Raw genomic sequence first — 16116 nt, 5'->3', positions numbered from 1 at the left:
CCTTTGAAAGGTCAGAACGTATACGATGTGTGATGACAGTAATCTGCCTGTCACTATGTTATACCCACATTTGGTTGCGAGCCTCCTGAGAAACATGACGATTTTTCTTCAATTGACTCCCAGCAATCTTTATACTTGAATGGAAAGCACTCCATTATATAAAGGAGAGATGACGTGAGACAATTCCATGCAACCGTCCATGGTCGAGGTGAACCTGTACTTTTCCTTCCCGGTGGAGGATTCACTGGGTCACAAGGCCAATTATTTGCCGAAGCATTACATAAAGATTTCGAAGTTCACCTGTTAGATCTACCTGGATTTGGTGAAAGTGAGGGACTACATACATTCGCCACCTCCAAAGTACTCGCGGACTGGGTCGAGACGTATCGAATCTCACGACACCTTGAATCGGTTCGACTAATCGGTCATTCGATGGGAGGTGCCATCGCCCTGGCTTATGCAGTCCATTATCCAGACCAAGTCAGGCATTTGATACTTCTCGACCAAGGACATAAACCGAACGCTATGCTACCATATCGGGAATATGGCATCTTCGGATTCGCCTTACCGCTTTTACGTCTACTGTATCACCATTCACCACGACGCCTCTTGAACTGGATTGAAACGAAAGTGAGTAAGAGTGACCCCACGTTTTCTGAAGAGCGGTTCCAACTGTTCTGTCGACGAATCGGGGTCGAGCCGACGTTATCGATTCGTTCTGCTGTCGAGCAATCGGCCCGTCTTTCGACCGGTGGCTTACACTTGTTGTTTGGTTATGATGGATTGGATTTTAAGGACTTGTTACGACGCGTCCAAGTCCCGACGCACCTGTATTATGCGGATTTCACGGGAATTGATTTGAAGGAGGCGAAGCGAACGCTCCATCATGTCAAACGAGCGGAACGACTGCTTCATCCTTCTGTACAATTGATTGCCGTACCAGGTGGACACTTCGTTCAATGGAGCCGTCATTTCTCGATGGAAAACGTTGAGCGGTTCTTACATACATAAAACAAGACAGCGGAGAGGTTTCCGCTGTCTTGTTCGTCATGATGCCCAGTCGTGGCGCTTTAGCCATTCGTGAAGTTGATGCTGTAGCTCAGGATGGAGCGGTTCACTGAGTTGTGAACGATATTGTTTTTTCACGTCCAAAATACTCATCTCACCATCGAAATGTTTCAACATATGGTCCATGTCCTTAATCTTTTGTACCTCGATATGCTCTACGTGAAGTGCAGCGAGCTCATCTAGATGCTCGACGTCCGTTTGAACGTCCCGGTCTCCTGTCAGTGCGAGCGTCGGAATGTTCAATTGAACCAATCGTTCTCGAAGTGACACGTCTGTGTGTGCAAGATGCTCCCGTAACCATTTGGCAGGGAACTTCATCAGCTGGATCCGCATCGTATCCTGATCCGTTGCTGTGACGCGCTCGAACAGTTTTTGTTGTTTCCCGACGACCGACTTCTCATTCAAGCTAAAGCGAAGCAGTTTACCCTTGATCCCTTTCGTACGTTTCACTTCATCGAGTAAGGCATGCGCCTGTTCCTGCATGCTCGTCTTCAAGGCGACACCGGCACCAGACAACAGGATGAGACCAGAAACGGATTCACGTTCTGCTGCGAGTGTCGCGACGATACATCCTTCGCTATGGCCGAGCAATAAAACGTCTTGTGAGACATGATCATGAGATTTCAGATAACGGACGACCGCCGACACGTCATCAACGAGTCCTGTCAGACCGACGCTATGTCGATTGCCACCACTCTTGCCAATACCCCGTTTGTCATAGCGTAATGTGATGAATCCTTGGATCGTCAGCCATTCTGCTAAGTCTTTATACAAGTTTGACTTGAAGCCGGTACCGTTTCCGTCACGGTCCAATCCTCCCGTCCCTCCGATGAGGACGATGGCTGGAAAGGGCGACCGTTCCTGATCGGGTGTCGTTATGGTGGCAGCAATGGTTGTTTCCCCTTGAATCAACACATTTTCTTGTTTATACATCATCCATCTCCTCCTTTTCTTCTACCGGCATGAACGCGTAGGAGAATTTCCGCAACGTACGTTCTTCAGATGGTTCATGCTCGAGCACTCCCTCTAAGAGATCGTAGAGACCTCTTAGGAATCGATCACTCTCGGCATCAGACAGATAAAGTGGGATACTCCGAAAGCCGACCTTGTCTCCTTGAAGGTCGATTTTGTCCCGCTTTAAATAGTCTCCGAAATCCATGAGCAGTGACATCGCGAACGTGTAACATATTTTATATAGTTGTTCACGATCTTCATCTTCGACGACTTGATTGACAGCGGTCAATGGATTGTTTTGAATCGCGTACACTTTTTCATACACCCCACGTACTTTGTTCTCACTTGCGACAGATAAAATCTCGTCTTGTACCATCTTGTTGATATGGCGATAGAGGCTCGCTTGGGGCACATCGGGAAGCAACTTTGCCAACTCACCGGTCGTCACTTGCTCGTTCATGAGAACGTGCTGAAAAATTTTCATGCGAATCGGGTTTAACAGACTTTTTAAAACGTCTTGATTCATCATCTTCACCTCATTATTATCATATTTGATAATATTATTACTTATGATAATATCATGCGTCCGAATATGTGTCTACGTCCATATAAAAAGCCGCCCTCATTGGCGGCTATATACATGTTCTTATCTCTCACAGGCGATTCCATCTTTGTCGCGATCACGTGCTTTGTTCGCGTCATATAGTGCTTTACTTACATATGGCGTGTAACGTGTCTTACCACCTTTATTTTTCGTCGTCTTTGACTTGGCTACACCACCTTTATACGTTTTGTTTAACTCTGTACAGTTTTTAAATGTCTTAACCGCTGCATCTACTGATTTTGTCGGTGTTGAAGACAATCCGATGACTAGAATGAATGTTGAAAGTGCTAGCATGACTTTTTTCATGAAATCCCTCCTCTTAGATGGTATATCGGGTAATTTTGTGTGAGTTGAATCATTCTCAAAACGACATAAAAAATCCTTCTCATTTTCTATAGAAAACAAAAAGGATATGATTCATTATTTCTTTTCAACGACACCTCGGACAATCGCGAAGAATACCCGGTTCGGGAGATAACGCTTGAGGGCAATCAAAAGGCCCGCTTGTTTACCTGCTGGATAACGGAGTCGTTTCTTCCGTTCGGTCGCGGATCGCCAAATCGTCTCAGCGACAACGTCTGGACCTTCGGCGTTCGCACCAGCGGCATTCGTGTTATGGAGCGCAACCTCTGTGTAGCCATCATATACATCGAGCGGTTGGTCACGGACGAGTTCTTGGGAACGACCGTAAAAGTCTGTCTTAATCGGTCCCGGCTCAATCAATTTCATGTCGATATTGAAAGGTGCCAACTCGAACTGGAGCGATTCGATGAATCCTTCAATCGCCCATTTTGAACTGTGATACAAGCTGTAAATTGGGAATGTGATCTGTCCACCGACGGAGGAGACGGTCACAATCCGTCCGCTCCGCTGTTTGCGGAAGTATGGGAGTGCTGTCCGAATCACATTCATGACCCCGAATACGTTCGTATCAAATTGCCGCTGAATCTGTTCGGGAGAGGCTTCCTCGAAAATTCCGACCGCTCCGTATCCAGCATTGTTCAACAACACATCCATCGTTCCATGATCCGAGACGATTTGTTTAAATGCCTCTCGGATACTCGACTCGTTCGTCACATCTAGCTGATAGAGAGACACCCCTTTTAGGTTAGACAGTTCTTGATGGTCTTCAGGTCTTCGCATCGTCGCGGCGACATGCCAGCCTCGTTTGCTGAACAGTTCGACCGTTGCCCGACCGATTCCGCTCGATGCTCCTGTGATGACAATCGTTTGTTTTTGGTTCATATTCATTCCCCTTTAATGTTTATATGTTTAAACTTTTAAACTCATTGGTGAAAAAGAAGCCTTTCTCCCTGTTTCCAAAAAGAAAGGTCATAAGATACATTCATCTTCAATCGCACGTGTCAGTGCCTTCAGCAGTCCGACCGCATCTTCAAGTGTCAGGAAATAAAAGTTCTCTGTCCCGACTTTCTCCGATGAGACGATGCCCGCTTGTCGAAGCAGTTTGAGATGATGTGAGATGGCTGGTCGAGACAACTCAATCTTTTCATCAATCTGATTGACGTTCAAGCGTTCATGTTTGGCAATCTCGACGATGATCCGTTGACGATTGACGTCGGCTAACACTTGGAACAACGGAATCGCATCTTCAAATAAAGATAACGAAACTTCGGGTGTAACATCTGTTCGTTTCATATTCATCACTCCGTTTAAAAGTTTAAACGTTTAATCCTGCACTAAGAATACTAGGTGATCTGCCTTCTGTCAACGAAGTTGTTCGTAGATTTCTCGAAGAATGCTTGCAATCATATGTTTAGAGTCATAATCCCGCTTGGATATTCGGACGAGCGGCGATGGTTCGGGGAAGAGTTGGGCATTGATGTCGTCAATTGTATAACCCGCTGCAGTTTTTGTTATCACGTTATCAGTCAAACGTTCTAGATAATCGAGCTTTTTGGTCAGTTGCTCCCTTCCCTGTTCGAGACGTCCGGCATGCTGACAGTACACCTCATCAAAATCGAGGGACAGGATCCGTTTGAGCGAACGAATCTGTTCAGGGACAGACTCCTCTGGAATCATCACCTTCGGATACGGATGGACGAACAAATCACCTGAGAACAGCCGACCGTTCTCCTCATCATATAAGACGACGTGATTCGGTTCATGACCGGGTGTATGGATCACCTGATAGGTATGATGTTCTGATGTGATCTGATGGTCATGATAGGCAATCGGCTGAAACGGTTCCGGGTCTCCCGAAAAGCGTGCCCGATAATCTGGGATGTCTAGCCCCGTCCGGCACATGTCCCTGGCGGACTCTCGTATGTAAATCGGGACACCGTATGTCCGCTCAAGCCAGGCCGCCGTTCCAATGTGATCTTCATGCGGGTGGGTGATGCTGACAAGGTCGATTGGGACCGACTCATAAAAGGGTTGGAGAGCGGGTAGCATCGTGCGTGTCCCCGTATCGATGATCATGCCGTCGATATAATAGACGTACATCGACATCTCGAATGGACCGTTCTTTACGTTGGCACAAACAGCCGTCACTGGTCCATAGTTCTTTATTTGCATCAGGCGTCCCTCCTATTTTTCACTTTTCTTCATTATAACGAAAAAGAGCAAAGACCTGCAGACATTTCACAGTTCTTTGCTCCCCTGTCTCACTTATAGTTCTTCCCCGTTCGTCGCAATGACCTGTTTGTACCAATCGAACGAGTCTTTCTTCATCCGCTCCATCGATCCGTTCCCTTCATTGTCACGGTCGACGTAAATCATCCCGTACCGCTTCTTCATTTCTCCCGTCGTGAACGAGACGATGTCGATGATGCCCCAAGGTGTGTAACCAATCAAGTCGACCCCGTCATAAATGACGGCTTGCTTCAATTGTTCGATATGGGCCTTCAAGTAATCGATTCGGGCTTTGTCATGAATCTTTCCGTCGACAATCTCATCGACGGCACCGAATCCATTCTCGACGATGAAGAGCGGAATTTGGTACCGGTCATAGAGTCGGTTGAGCACATAACGGAGTCCGACCGGGTCAATCGCCCATCCCCAGTCACTCGACTGGATATACGGGTTCTCGACCCCATTCGGCAGACCACCATTGACGATATCGCCACTATTGTCCGCGACGACGTCACTCTTCACGGTCGTCGACATATAGTAACTGAAACCGAGATAATCGACCTTTCCGTTCTGTAGGATTTCTTCGTCCCCTTCAAGGATTGGGATGTTATACCCTTCCCGCTCGAACTCGTTCAAGGCGTAGCTCGGATAGAAGCCTCGTACTTGTACGTCCGGGAAGAAATAGCGTTGACGCATCATCTCTTCGGCGAGCATGACGTCATCTGGGTTTGATGAATACGGATAAATCGGTACGTGAGAGACCATCGCTCCAATCTCGAAGTCAGGATTGATGGCTTTCCCTTTGGCAACGGCGAGAGCGCTCGCAATCAGTTCATGGTGCCCAGTCTGATACATGACTTCGCGGGCGTTCTCCCCTTCTTCTAAGAGGACTCCAGAATTCGTCCATAAGAAGAGTGGATTGTTGACGTCCATCTTGTTGTTGATTTCGTTAAACGTCATCCAATACTTGACCTTGTTTTTGTAGCGGTCGAAGCAGACCTCCGCAAAGCGGACGAAGTGGTCGACGACCTCACGATTTCGGAATCCCCCGTATTCACGGGCAAGATGGAGCGGCATCTCAAAATGCGACAGTGTGATGATCGGTTCGATGTCATGTTTGAGTAGCTCATCGAACAAGTCATCATAAAATTGGAGACCCGCCTCGTTCGGTTCTGCATCATCACCATTCGGGAAGATGCGACTCCACCCAATCGAGGTACGCAAGCATTTCAACCCCATCTCAGCGAAAAGCGCCACATCTTCTTTGTAACGATGATAGAAATCAATCGCCTCATGGTTCGGATAGAACTCATTCGGCTCGACCTTGTCTGTGATGCGGCGAGCGACGCCGTGTGCGCCTGCTGTCAAGACATCGACGACGCTCGGCCCTTTTCCGTCAGCGTCCCAACCGCCCTCGAATTGATGGGCGGCGAGTGCGCCTCCCCATAGGAAATCTTTAGGTAACGTCTTCATCCTCTGTTCCTCCTTTTGATATATCATACACGTCAAGTATAATTGTACCGGTACAATTTAACAAGGTCGATACACTTAAACATTTTTTGTTTTCTCATGATATAATGAAATTAGTGACGAAAAAGTGAGGAATGACGATGCTAAAATATCAACAGATTGCGAATGAAATCGAACAATATATTAACGAACAACAGTTAAAACAAGGCGATAAGCTCCCTGTCCTGGAGCAGATGATGAATCAATATGCAGTGAGTAAGAGCACCATCACGAAAGCTTTAGAGCTGCTCGAACGAAAGGGGGTCATCTTTCAACTGCGGGGAAGCGGCATCTTCGTCAGACGACATAATCGACCCGGCTATATGAGCCTCTTCTCGACCCAAGGGTTCAAGAGCAATCTCGGAGACCGTGTCTTGACATCTGATGTGATTGATGTGTCTGTCGTGAAGCCAGACTCTACGGTTGCAGAGAATCTCGGGATTGACGTGTCGGACGATGTATATCGGGTCGAACGGGTAAGGTATGTGGATGGAGAGGTGCTCTGTCACGAGGAATCCTATTATGTGAAAGCTATCGTCCCCTATTTGAATCGCGAAATTGTGGCAGACTCTATTTTCGATTATGTCCAAAGCGCGCTCGGCGTCACGATTGGATTTTCTGACATGTATCTACAGGTCGGGCGATTGACGGAAAGTGAAGCGGAACACCTCGGATTGCAAGAGAATGACCCGACACTTCGCATCGAGACGATCTTCCATCTCACGAATGGGAAACCATTTGACTATTCCCGCATCACCTATCATTACACACATTCACAGTTCGTCATTCAGGCGAACGGGCCCTATATGTAAAGACAACCCTTCATGCGCGCATGAGGGGTTGTTTGTCGAGAGATGAATATCACTTCACGACCGGGAGATTAACCTGTTCGACCCAATCGTCAATGAACCGACGTTGATGTTGATGTAATCGTGGTAGGTCTTCTCTTGAGAAAAATCGATGTTCGTGACTTTCGTCTGTCAATTGAGCAATTTCTCCTGAGAATGAATGGGTGTAAAAGATGACTTGAACACTATAGACGCGATCACCGTTTTCATAATTGGCATATCCCTCATCACCGGAATAGATTCCGAACAGTTTCAAATTATCCACGGAGAGCCCCGTCTCTTCGAGAGTTTCACGGATGGCTGTCTCTTCAAATGATTCCCCAGGCTCCATAACGCCACCGGGGATTCCCCAAACATGATGATCTTTTCGGTGTTGCAACAGAATTTGATTGTCCTGTTCGATGAGGACTCCACATCCTACAGTGATTAATAGATTCGATCCGATTAATTGACGCATATGCTGTATGTAACTCACTACACTACCCCTCTGTATTTAGAATTTAAAAAATCTTGATATCCCCATTCACATGATCAATGAAATAGTACGTATCGTTAGCATCATGTGCGAGTATGAAATTTCCTAGTATATTTGGATGAAATTCAATAGTGAACGTCTCAAGAGTCTGCTCGTATGTCGGGTATGAGAGGGACTGCCACACATTCTTCGCCTTCGGAATCTGAAGCTGAGGCAATAATTCGTCTTCAATCAATCCCTTCCAATCTGGGTTATGCAATATAAAGCGAAACACGTTTTCAAATGGAGCAAACGTCCCACCTAAACCAAACGCCAATTTGATGGGAAACGCACCTCTAACCACATGTTCAAAAAATGTCTCACTTTGGACAATACCAGTTGTCGCGACACGTTTCACTTGGTTTCCTTGAAGCGTCAACCCGTCTTCGTAATAGCTCAGAATCCAATCCCTCTCTCCTCTTAAGACGATGACCTCATTTGAAGAAAGCGTCAATTCCGACTCTAACATTTCATGATTCTTGATGGTTTTGGTCGTCACATGCTCTTCTTCCTGACTTTTTAAAGAGAAGCGACGTTTTCTCGAATCCCTTTCAGTCCGCTTACGCTCTATAAGTAATGGAAACTGTTCATTCTCCAAATGACGAAAAATCAAGTAGGTTGCTTCTCTGTCTCTCAATGCATGACTCGGTATGACCACTAATTCTAGTGGATTATGATGATTGGATAAGTCTTTTGACATCATGTTGCTTTCCGTCTCTTGAGGAACCAATATCCGAATGGCAATATCGCTAACACAGTAAAGCCAATCAATCGGTTGGTATTCGATGTTGGCTTGTTTGACTCTGTCTTATCCGAATGGACTGATGATGAGTCGCCTGCTCCACCTATCATCCCTTCTTCGGCATTCCCTTCAATACTTTCATGCTCTTCAATCAATAAGGTTTGAAACGCCTCAGTTGAAATCTCATCTCCGCTAATCATCTGTTTTGTATTAGATGTCAACGCCGTCAACATGTCCCCATCATAATCAAACCAAGCCGACGCTTCTGCGTATTTCACGAGATCGCCTTTTACGTTCATCAACACTTTGGGAGTTTCTTTGTCAGAACCGAACGTTGAGAACGCATATGTACCCGCTGATTGTTCATATGTTCCGATCACGTTGACCGGTTCATCATCTTGAAAGACGGTCGCCACAAATTCTTTTGTTGGGACGAACGTACACGTTTCCCCCGTTTTGTAGCAAGAAGATGACGGGATATACGTCTCCAACAACGGACCGAACGTGATGTTCTCACTGTCCGTCATATGATAATTAGCCGGATCATCTCCCTGAATATGATCCATCACAATGTCATAAAAATATGCATCTGCAAAACGTTCCGCCGAAGATTCGGTCATTTCGGCTGATACGATTGTCGTGCTTGCAAGCAGTCCGACACAACATATGAGTAAGCCCGTCATTCGTCGCATGTGTTTCTCCTTTCATTACCCTGAAGATTTCAACAACATCGCGTGATTGATGTGAATCAATTCGGCGTGCGGCTGTTTGTGACGACTGACATATGACGTGAATCGCGATGACGCAACAAACGCGTTCGATTCATGAATCATCGCCAGTCGGACGAGAATGAGCCGTAATTGTTTTCTTCCTTCTCCCAGTGTAACACGGTCGACTTGGTTGTTTTTGTCGAGTCGGTTGATTAACAGCTCCACTTTACAATCTTCTTTAATCAAGTAAGAGACCCAATACGCCGTCTGTTGAATCAAGTCTTCATATTGCGCATGGAGCCCATTGCCGAGCGGACCGCTCAAATCAAGGGAAATCGTGAACGTGTCGAGATTTTGTCGTTCGAACACTTTTGCCTGTACATGACCGACCTTTGAAGTGGCGACCCAGTCAATCTGTTTAGCCGGTTCCTTCTCATATCGTTTTGCACTTTGAATCATCAACGGATCGTTCAACGGGGAGTGCTTGACGATACGGTCACTCATCCGAATCATGCGAGATTCGGTGATTGGTGACTTCGTGATGGTAGGTAACACAATCCATGAGGGCATATCCATCTCCTCATCCGTGAAAAATAGAGTACCTAAATAAAACGGTAAGGTGACACGCATCACACACGTATGAATCGAAGCAGGTCCACGCTTCACAGCCGAGACGCTCACATGATGTATGTCCTGTTCGATCCTGGTGTCGTATGCCTGTGACCCGTCCTCGAATACCATCCGTTCATTACCCTCTAGTCGAATCAATAGCGGAACACCAAGGGCAATGATTCGCTCATACCCATCGATACGGACGATACATGATGTCTCATCGTCGATGAACAAGAGGTCTTCTTTCTGTCGGATGGAGAATGAGACTTCGTTTGAAAGCACTCGAATGATTCGTTTCCGAATAATCATGATGATTAGCAATGCTCCACAGATATAAGAAACTGGCCATACATAGGGCATCCACATCGTGAGTAGACCGAGACTGACATAAGCCGGCCAAAGTTGGTCCTGAAGAATGGACGGTGTACTGATTTCGACCTGTCGCATCGTTACACCTTTTCGACGGGGACAGTTACGGACTCGAGTACGTCCACCAACACTTGTCGCTTCGTCGATTTGATGTCCCCTTCAAGGGTGAGGGTCAATCGGTGCGAGAGGACATGTGGCGCAACGGCTTGAACATCTTCAGGCGTGACAAACTGACGATCGTTCAAGTACGCATAAGCTTGTGAGGCCTTGACGAGCGCTAGCGTCGCCCGTGGGCTCGCCCCGACTTCGACTAACGGATGTTGCCTCGTCTCTTGGATAAGTGCGAGCAAATACGTGACGACATCTTCATGAATTCGGATATTCTCGACTTCTTCTTGTGCTTCTAAAAAAGCTTCATTCGTCATCAAGGCATGCACTGTCTGTCTCGTCTTTGAAATCGTCTGCAAAATCAAGTTCCGCTCCTCGTCTGCCCCAGGGTACCCGACTTGAAGAGACATGAGGAAACGGTCGAGTTGAGCGTCCGGTAGCGCGAACGTTCCTGCCGACTCGATCGGGTTTTGCGTCGCGATGACAAAGAACGGTCTCGGTAGTTGATAGGTGACGCCACCGATAGAGACTTGGCGTTCTTCCATCGCTTCAAGCAAGGCGGATTGCGTTCTCGGAACGGCGCGGTTCACTTCATCGATGAGTAAAATATTCGTGAAGATCGGTCCGGTGCGGTTCTCGAACGTCTGGGTCTGCATATTGAAGAAGTCTGAACCGATGATGTCAGAAGGCAGCAGGTCGGCTGTGAATTGAATTCGGGCGAAGTCTGCCTCAAAGCTTTTGGCGATGCTTTTCGCAAGTAACGTCTTCCCCGTCCCAGGTACATCCTCTAGCAAGATATGACCGTTCGCCAATAGGGCTGTGCAACATAATTTTGTGATTTCTGGTTTACCGAGGTAAATGCGGTCTAATTGGTCCAATACGTGTCGGATGGTCATGAGTTCGACTCCTTTTGTGTGCGTAGTAGGTATTCATCAAGATGTTGGGTGAACGCTCGCTCACGTTGTGGTGAGATGTTTCCATCATCATAACGTGTCTCTAAATAGGTAAGTAGGGATGCATCGAGCTCGATTCGTTTCGCCCAAGTCGACAACGTCTCAGTTGGGCGGCGACGTTTATATGGAGGTAACGTTGCTTCGAATTGAATCAACTGCTTTCGGATAGCCGATGCTGGTAATGGATGAACCGTTCGGTTTATCTGCATCGACGCATTGTCAGAAGTCACTAGCGAGTGATCCTCGATATCTAACTCTCCCTCCTCGCTTTGTTTCTTCGAGGGGCGTCGTTTTTTCCAGAGCCACCATCCGAGCAAGATAAGCAGTCCGGTAATCATGTATGCGAGGTAGGAGAAGCTGCTCGTCTCTTCTCCTGACGGGTTTCCGTAAGATGGGGATTGGTCCGTGATCCGCTCTTTCGGTGTACCCCCTGACTCGTCTTCTGAATCAATCATTGCTCCGTCTGGACCGTTCCCTTCTGGTTCTTCATATGGCGCATCCCCACACCAAAAGTCGACATCCGTCACTTCGAAAATCCCTAAAAATTTTCGTTTGTCATGACAGTCCGTGACCCAACTCGTAATCTCGCTCCCTGAGATATTTAATGATTGGTAGTAACGGTATCCCAGTTGACCGGAATAGGAGATGAGGGCGACAAGTAGTAAGGAGAATAGAATCCCTGACAAAAAGATTGTTTTGGCTTGTTTCATTGGCGTTTCCGTTTATGTAGATTCGGTTTCATCTCAAGTGACGGCTCCTCCCATAGTCTAAATCCTTTTTTTGGAAATAGGATTAAATGGATTATACCATGAACTTTTACGGAATATTCAGTTATTTTTAGACAAAAGAAAAATGCCCGTTCATTAAACGAGCATCCACACTTCTCTACCTTCACCCTCTTCATCGAATATCCACTCTTCAAATCCATACACGCGGATATCCTGGTCACTCTGAATGCCCCATTGGTTTATAAACGTTCTTACATAAGGGATTGGAATCCATTTTTGGTGGGGTGAATCACGCCGCATAAACGATTGTAACACCTCTTCATCTTGAAACACGAGAAGCTCAGAGTTCCAAAGTGTAGGAAGATCAATCAGCACAACGACTCGCATTCGTTCATCCACACGCCGCTTTGCTAGTCGTTTCGCTTCATCGAATAGGATATCGATGATTGCCTGTTTGATTTGTTCATTGTGTTAAATATCCAGTAAAAAGGTTTGTCCGACCGGAATCTTGGCATACCAATAACCATCATGAAACTCAGTTGGCAAGTCATGATGATTTCCTTGCATATTGCGCTGAAGACGACTTAATTTTCGTTTCAGACCACGCACTTTCCGATGTCTCATTTCAGGATCGACTCGACTTGCTTCATATGGTGTCGGTCATGCTCGATGAATTCTTCGATGATTACATGTAACGAGTATGGGACACCTTGATGCGGATCATGGGAGACTCCGTTCGCTGACGTCTTAAAAATCAACGTCTCTTCATTTAAAGACTCGAGCATGGTGATGAGTGATTGTCGACTTTGTAGTGATTCCTTCAATACGACTTCACCCGATAACTGCTCCGCCCTTTTCGTCGCCCGTGCGTTAAACGAGTCAAAGTCAGGGAAGATCATCCCTTCCCCGTTCTTCACCGATGGGATGATGACATTTAACAGATGATTGTCCCAATGGGCGATATGTAGAACGATTTGCTTTATGGACCACTTCTCCGAGTGAATTTGTTTGTTCCAATCAGATTCACTCAACTTTTCTAACGACTCGAGCCATTCTGTGTACGATGCGAATTCTTGAATGACTTGCATCCAATCCCCTCCCTGTTCTCTTCAAATTACTGCGATTATAGCACGAACGAGTCTTTTCAAATCAAAAAACGGCACCGTTCGTTATGAACGATGCCGCGCGTATCTCTATAACCAGACTGGTAATGAGAAGAAAACTAAGAACAATACGGTCAAGACACCGACGACCGGACTGAGTGACCGATAGCCCTTCTTGAACAAGACAATCATCGTGTACGCGATGAATCCGAGCCCGATCCCATCGACGATGGAATACGTGAACGGGATCATGATGATGACAAGGATTGCCGGGAAGGCATGCTCCCAGTTATCGAGCGGCAAATGCTTCACGTTCTGGAACATCATCATGCCGATGATAATCAACACCGGTGCAATCGCCGTCACAGGGATGATTGCAAAGAGCGGTAGCAATAAGAGCGACACCACATACAATCCAGACGTGACGAACGAAGCGATCCCGCCTCGCGCCCCGACCGATATTCCGGCAGCCACTTCGACCGTCGAGACGGTCGGGCTTGACCCGAACATGGCCCCGGCCATCGTCGAGAGGCCTTGTGCAACGAGACCTTTCGGCGCATCCTTTTCTTTGTCGATTGCACGTGTCTGATTCTGGATCAAGCTGATGTTTTCAATCAACAAGACGAGCGTCAGTACACCGACCGCGACTAAGAAGAGCGGAGACGCAGATTCCGCGAACGAGATGTTCCCAAACACCGTGCCGAACGACACGAAGAACGGTGCCAATGAGAAGCTTCCCGTCCACTCCAGCGTTCCCATCACGGCGCTGAGACCGACACCGAAACCGATCGTCCATAGGAAGCTGCTCGGTCCCATCTTCAAGAACAACAGGATGGCGACGAAGAGTGACAGGAATGCGACTTGGACGTCACGCTCCCCGAGATCACCGATGTGAAGCAATGCCCCACCCCCACCTGAGACAATTCCAGCCGCCTCGAGCCCGATCAAGATGAGGAAAAGGCCGAGACCGACCGTCAATCCGTCATGAATGATCGGTGGGAACGCGTTCGCCAATTTCCTCGCGACTTTGGTGACCGTCAATAGTACGACGAGTACACCTGAGACGAAGGAGACGGCGAGCGCGCTTTGCCAGCTCAATCCCATCTGTAAGACGAGCGTGTACGTGAAGAGCGCATTAATCCCCATTCCCGGTAACAAGAGCAGCGGTAGATTGAAGAATCCCGCAATCAACGTCCCGATGATGCTTGTCAAAATCGCTCCGACGAGCGCCCCCTCGAACGGGAGTCCGGCTTGTGTCAAGATTGCCGCATGCACGGCCGGGATGTATGCTGTCGCCAGAAAATTCAGCACGCCCCCGTATGTTTCTGTTTTCCATTCTGTTTGTTTTGCCATAGGAATCAATCCTTTATTGGCACCCTCACCCACCCGTGTATACACACGAGATTGATTATATCCTGTCAGACATCTAACAAGCAAGAGCGATTCGACTCAATTCCTTCTTTGGACCCATTTATGAGACCGATTCCATCAAAAGATTCATTTTACAAAACAAGAACGTTTGTTCTTATTTTTAGCGCGTTTTTGCGAACAAATCTGTTATAATGAAGGGGCAGGTTAACGCAGCAATAGTGGGGTCAGCCGCCAAGTCCACAATGGAGGAAGGCGGTGGTGCGGATGGAACAACTTTGGACCTGGGTCGGGGATTATGTGATGATCCCAATCCTCGCTCCGATCATCGTTCACTTGGTGATTCACCGAACATCCGATCGTGCAACGTCTGAACGCACAAAAAAATGACCCCCTCGGCGCAATGAGATGGGTCACTTTCTGATTCACTAACCATTGTGGCGGCTGGGACCACTCTTAAAGTGGTAGCCTGTAAGCCAGAGGTCGGTGTGTCCAGCACCGGTCTCTTTCTACTTGCATCATACCATACTTGTTCCCATTTTTCAGCAACAGAAACGCGAAAACGGTGAAGTTGACGTGACGAATGATATCGGGACGCCCGACATTATTCCGAGAGCAAGCTTCTTGATTGATTGTTCTACAGTTCGAGGCAACGCAAAGCGCTTTACCTTTTTTAGATTTCATTTATGACTCCTTTAAGAATTCTTTAAATCTGCCATCTACACTGAAGACAGTTCAAATTCTTAGGAGGTTTATTCCCATGTATAATCAGAATTATTCAGTTATGTTCACAATCGAATCAGGAGTCGTTCTCATCCCACTCGCCATCCTCGGACTCATCACGTTACTCGTCTGGTCGTTTCGCAAGAAACATGTAAAAGTCACACAAACCATTTTGCTTCTATCATTCGGGATATACTTATTAGGTGTCCTTCACTTCGTTTTTTTCCCGATTGACGTTAACTTAGGAAAATATGCGAACCAAGTACCATGGTGGAAAACGATTAATTTTATTCCGATTTTGACCATCGACTTGTATTCGTTTGTGTTGAATATCGTGATGCTCCTCCCGTTAGGCTGTTATCTTCCATTTTTGAAACCGTCGATCACGAAAAAAGAAGTACTTAAATTAGGATTTCAGTTTAGTCTGATTCTTGAACTGATTCAATTATTGGTGCGTACGACACTAGGCAGTGGACGAAGCACGGATGTGAATGATTTATTGGCAAATGCGTTCGGCGCGCTCTTAGGGTTCTTACTCGTTCGCTTCGTCGTCCAATACGCTCCGTTCCGACGTTTGTATCAGAATTTCCAACTTTAATTCGCGAGGGAGT

21 protein-coding genes are annotated in these 16116 nt (G+C 46.9%); 4 read left to right on the top strand and 17 right to left on the bottom strand.

All coding sequences use genetic code 11. The features are described 5' to 3' along the window. The first annotated feature begins 174 nt into the window (after positions 1-174). Positions 175-1011 (top strand): alpha/beta hydrolase, encoded by an 837-nt coding sequence (locus tag OKS35_RS03960; protein ID WP_264092537.1) that lies wholly within the window; start codon positions 175-177, stop codon positions 1009-1011. Positions 1012-1047: 36 nt separating this feature from the next. Here the strand turns inward: OKS35_RS03960 and OKS35_RS03955 are convergent, their stop codons facing one another. The 7 genes from OKS35_RS03955 to bglA all read right to left on the bottom strand — a co-directional run bounded on the left by OKS35_RS03955 (position 1048) and on the right by bglA (position 6691). Then, on the bottom strand, positions 1048-2001 hold the full coding sequence (locus OKS35_RS03955) for an alpha/beta hydrolase (RefSeq protein ID WP_264092536.1): 954 nt from the start codon (positions 1999-2001) through the stop codon (positions 1048-1050). Then, positions 1994-2548 carry a helix-turn-helix domain-containing protein gene (locus tag OKS35_RS03950; protein WP_264092535.1) on the bottom strand — a complete coding sequence of 185 codons (555 nt, stop codon included), beginning with the start codon at positions 2546-2548 and terminating at the stop codon, positions 1994-1996. Before OKS35_RS03950 ends, OKS35_RS03955 begins: the two co-directional genes overlap by 8 nt. A gap of 120 nt (positions 2549-2668) precedes the next feature. Beyond that, a complete protein-coding gene (locus OKS35_RS03945) occupies positions 2669-2932 on the bottom strand; it encodes an excalibur calcium-binding domain-containing protein (RefSeq protein ID WP_159562307.1) in 264 nt (87 codons plus the stop codon). Positions 2933-3046: 114 nt separating this feature from the next. Then, a complete protein-coding gene (locus OKS35_RS03940) occupies positions 3047-3871 on the bottom strand; it encodes an SDR family oxidoreductase (protein WP_264092534.1) in 825 nt (274 codons plus the stop codon). Positions 3872-3958: 87 nt separating this feature from the next. Then, complete coding sequence (locus OKS35_RS03935) at positions 3959-4282, bottom strand: ArsR/SmtB family transcription factor (protein WP_012726307.1); 324 nt, start codon at positions 4280-4282, stop codon at positions 3959-3961. 69 nt (positions 4283-4351) lie between these two features. After that, positions 4352-5161, bottom strand: a complete 810-nt coding sequence (locus OKS35_RS03930) for an MBL fold metallo-hydrolase (RefSeq protein ID WP_264092533.1) — start codon at positions 5159-5161, stop codon at positions 4352-4354. Positions 5162-5254: 93 nt separating this feature from the next. Beyond that, positions 5255-6691: a 6-phospho-beta-glucosidase BglA gene (bglA, locus tag OKS35_RS03925; RefSeq protein ID WP_264092532.1), complete on the bottom strand. Its 1437-nt coding sequence runs from the start codon at positions 6689-6691 to the stop codon at positions 5255-5257. 137 nt (positions 6692-6828) lie between these two features. Here bglA and OKS35_RS03920 point away from each other — a divergent pair, with 137 nt between their 5' ends. Next, positions 6829-7539, top strand: a complete 711-nt coding sequence (locus OKS35_RS03920) for a GntR family transcriptional regulator (RefSeq protein ID WP_264092531.1) — start codon at positions 6829-6831, stop codon at positions 7537-7539. Positions 7540-7588: 49 nt separating this feature from the next. Here the strand turns inward: OKS35_RS03920 and OKS35_RS03915 are convergent, their stop codons facing one another. The 10 genes from OKS35_RS03915 to OKS35_RS03875 form a co-directional block, all read right to left on the bottom strand. Next, positions 7589-8050 (bottom strand): NUDIX hydrolase, encoded by a 462-nt coding sequence (locus OKS35_RS03915; protein ID WP_214688721.1) that lies wholly within the window; start codon positions 8048-8050, stop codon positions 7589-7591. Between the two features lie 25 nt (positions 8051-8075). Continuing rightward, positions 8076-8588 carry a hypothetical protein gene (locus tag OKS35_RS03910; protein WP_264092530.1) on the bottom strand — a complete coding sequence of 171 codons (513 nt, stop codon included), beginning with the start codon at positions 8586-8588 and terminating at the stop codon, positions 8076-8078. A 200-nt stretch (positions 8589-8788) separates the two neighbouring features. Continuing rightward, positions 8789-9523, bottom strand: a complete 735-nt coding sequence (locus tag OKS35_RS03905; RefSeq protein WP_264092529.1) for a hypothetical protein — start codon at positions 9521-9523, stop codon at positions 8789-8791. 15 nt (positions 9524-9538) lie between these two features. Then, the gene (locus OKS35_RS03900; RefSeq protein WP_264092528.1) at positions 9539-10600 is read right to left on the bottom strand and encodes a DUF58 domain-containing protein; all 1062 of its coding nucleotides are present in this window, start codon (positions 10598-10600) and stop codon (positions 9539-9541) included. A gap of 2 nt (positions 10601-10602) precedes the next feature. Beyond that, positions 10603-11526: an AAA family ATPase gene (locus OKS35_RS03895; protein WP_264092527.1), complete on the bottom strand. Its 924-nt coding sequence runs from the start codon at positions 11524-11526 to the stop codon at positions 10603-10605. After that, positions 11523-12293, bottom strand: a complete 771-nt coding sequence (locus OKS35_RS03890) for a hypothetical protein (RefSeq protein ID WP_264092526.1) — start codon at positions 12291-12293, stop codon at positions 11523-11525. Before OKS35_RS03890 ends, OKS35_RS03895 begins: the two co-directional genes overlap by 4 nt. A 153-nt stretch (positions 12294-12446) precedes the next feature. After that, positions 12447-12770 (bottom strand): DUF3916 domain-containing protein, encoded by a 324-nt coding sequence (locus OKS35_RS03885; protein WP_413815718.1) that lies wholly within the window; start codon positions 12768-12770, stop codon positions 12447-12449. Positions 12771-12782: 12 nt separating this feature from the next. Next, positions 12783-12935, bottom strand: coding sequence for a hypothetical protein (locus tag OKS35_RS15380; protein ID WP_413815712.1), 153 nt, complete (start codon positions 12933-12935; stop codon positions 12783-12785). Continuing rightward, positions 12932-13399, bottom strand: a complete 468-nt coding sequence (locus tag OKS35_RS03880; RefSeq protein ID WP_264092525.1) for a DinB family protein — start codon at positions 13397-13399, stop codon at positions 12932-12934. Before OKS35_RS03880 ends, OKS35_RS15380 begins: the two co-directional genes overlap by 4 nt. A gap of 105 nt (positions 13400-13504) precedes the next feature. Next, positions 13505-14767, bottom strand: a complete 1263-nt coding sequence (locus OKS35_RS03875; protein WP_264092524.1) for an NCS2 family permease — start codon at positions 14765-14767, stop codon at positions 13505-13507. A 282-nt stretch (positions 14768-15049) separates the two neighbouring features. Between OKS35_RS03875 and OKS35_RS03870 the strand changes: the two genes are divergently transcribed. Both OKS35_RS03870 and OKS35_RS03865 read left to right on the top strand, forming a co-directional pair. Further along, a complete protein-coding gene (locus OKS35_RS03870) occupies positions 15050-15172 on the top strand; it encodes a hypothetical protein (RefSeq protein WP_255349577.1) in 123 nt (40 codons plus the stop codon). A 370-nt stretch (positions 15173-15542) separates the two neighbouring features. Beyond that, positions 15543-16103: a VanZ family protein gene (locus OKS35_RS03865; protein WP_214690917.1), complete on the top strand. Its 561-nt coding sequence runs from the start codon at positions 15543-15545 to the stop codon at positions 16101-16103. Positions 16104-16116 lie beyond the last annotated feature (13 nt).

Origin of the sequence: Exiguobacterium sp. N5 (genome assembly GCF_025842465.1) — a bacterium.
Taxonomy (GTDB): domain Bacteria; phylum Bacillota; class Bacilli; order Exiguobacteriales; family Exiguobacteriaceae; genus Exiguobacterium; species Exiguobacterium profundum.
The sequence above is the reverse complement of the archived record's forward strand: the minus strand, read 5'-3'. Positions and strand labels throughout refer to the sequence as shown.

Bases quoted from the DNA above. Each gene is read 5' to 3' on its own strand.
- OKS35_RS03955 (WP_264092536.1), bottom strand. From the start codon at position 2,001: ATGTATAAACAAGAAAATGTGTTGATTCAAGGGGAAACAACCATTGCT.
- OKS35_RS03950 (WP_264092535.1), bottom strand. From the start codon at position 2,548: ATGAATCAAGACGTTTTAAAAAGTCTGTTAAACCCGATTCGCATGAAA.
- OKS35_RS03945 (WP_159562307.1), bottom strand. From the start codon at position 2,932: ATGAAAAAAGTCATGCTAGCACTTTCAACATTCATTCTAGTCATCGGA.
- OKS35_RS03940 (WP_264092534.1), bottom strand. From the start codon at position 3,871: ATGAACCAAAAACAAACGATTGTCATCACAGGAGCATCGAGCGGAATC.
- OKS35_RS03935 (WP_012726307.1), bottom strand. From the start codon at position 4,282: ATGAAACGAACAGATGTTACACCCGAAGTTTCGTTATCTTTATTTGAA.
- OKS35_RS03930 (WP_264092533.1), bottom strand. From the start codon at position 5,161: ATGCAAATAAAGAACTATGGACCAGTGACGGCTGTTTGTGCCAACGTA.
- bglA (WP_264092532.1), bottom strand. From the start codon at position 6,691: ATGAAGACGTTACCTAAAGATTTCCTATGGGGAGGCGCACTCGCCGCC.
- OKS35_RS03920 (WP_264092531.1), top strand. From the start codon at position 6,829: ATGCTAAAATATCAACAGATTGCGAATGAAATCGAACAATATATTAAC.
- OKS35_RS03905 (WP_264092529.1), bottom strand. From the start codon at position 9,523: ATGCGACGAATGACGGGCTTACTCATATGTTGTGTCGGACTGCTTGCA.
- OKS35_RS03900 (WP_264092528.1), bottom strand. From the start codon at position 10,600: ATGCGACAGGTCGAAATCAGTACACCGTCCATTCTTCAGGACCAACTT.
- OKS35_RS03895 (WP_264092527.1), bottom strand. From the start codon at position 11,526: ATGACCATCCGACACGTATTGGACCAATTAGACCGCATTTACCTCGGT.
- OKS35_RS03890 (WP_264092526.1), bottom strand. From the start codon at position 12,293: ATGAAACAAGCCAAAACAATCTTTTTGTCAGGGATTCTATTCTCCTTA.
- OKS35_RS15380 (WP_413815712.1), bottom strand. From the start codon at position 12,935: ATGAGACATCGGAAAGTGCGTGGTCTGAAACGAAAATTAAGTCGTCTT.
- OKS35_RS03880 (WP_264092525.1), bottom strand. From the start codon at position 13,399: ATGCAAGTCATTCAAGAATTCGCATCGTACACAGAATGGCTCGAGTCG.
- OKS35_RS03875 (WP_264092524.1), bottom strand. From the start codon at position 14,767: ATGGCAAAACAAACAGAATGGAAAACAGAAACATACGGGGGCGTGCTG.
- OKS35_RS03870 (WP_255349577.1), top strand. From the start codon at position 15,050: ATGGAACAACTTTGGACCTGGGTCGGGGATTATGTGATGATCCCAATC.
- OKS35_RS03865 (WP_214690917.1), top strand. From the start codon at position 15,543: ATGTATAATCAGAATTATTCAGTTATGTTCACAATCGAATCAGGAGTC.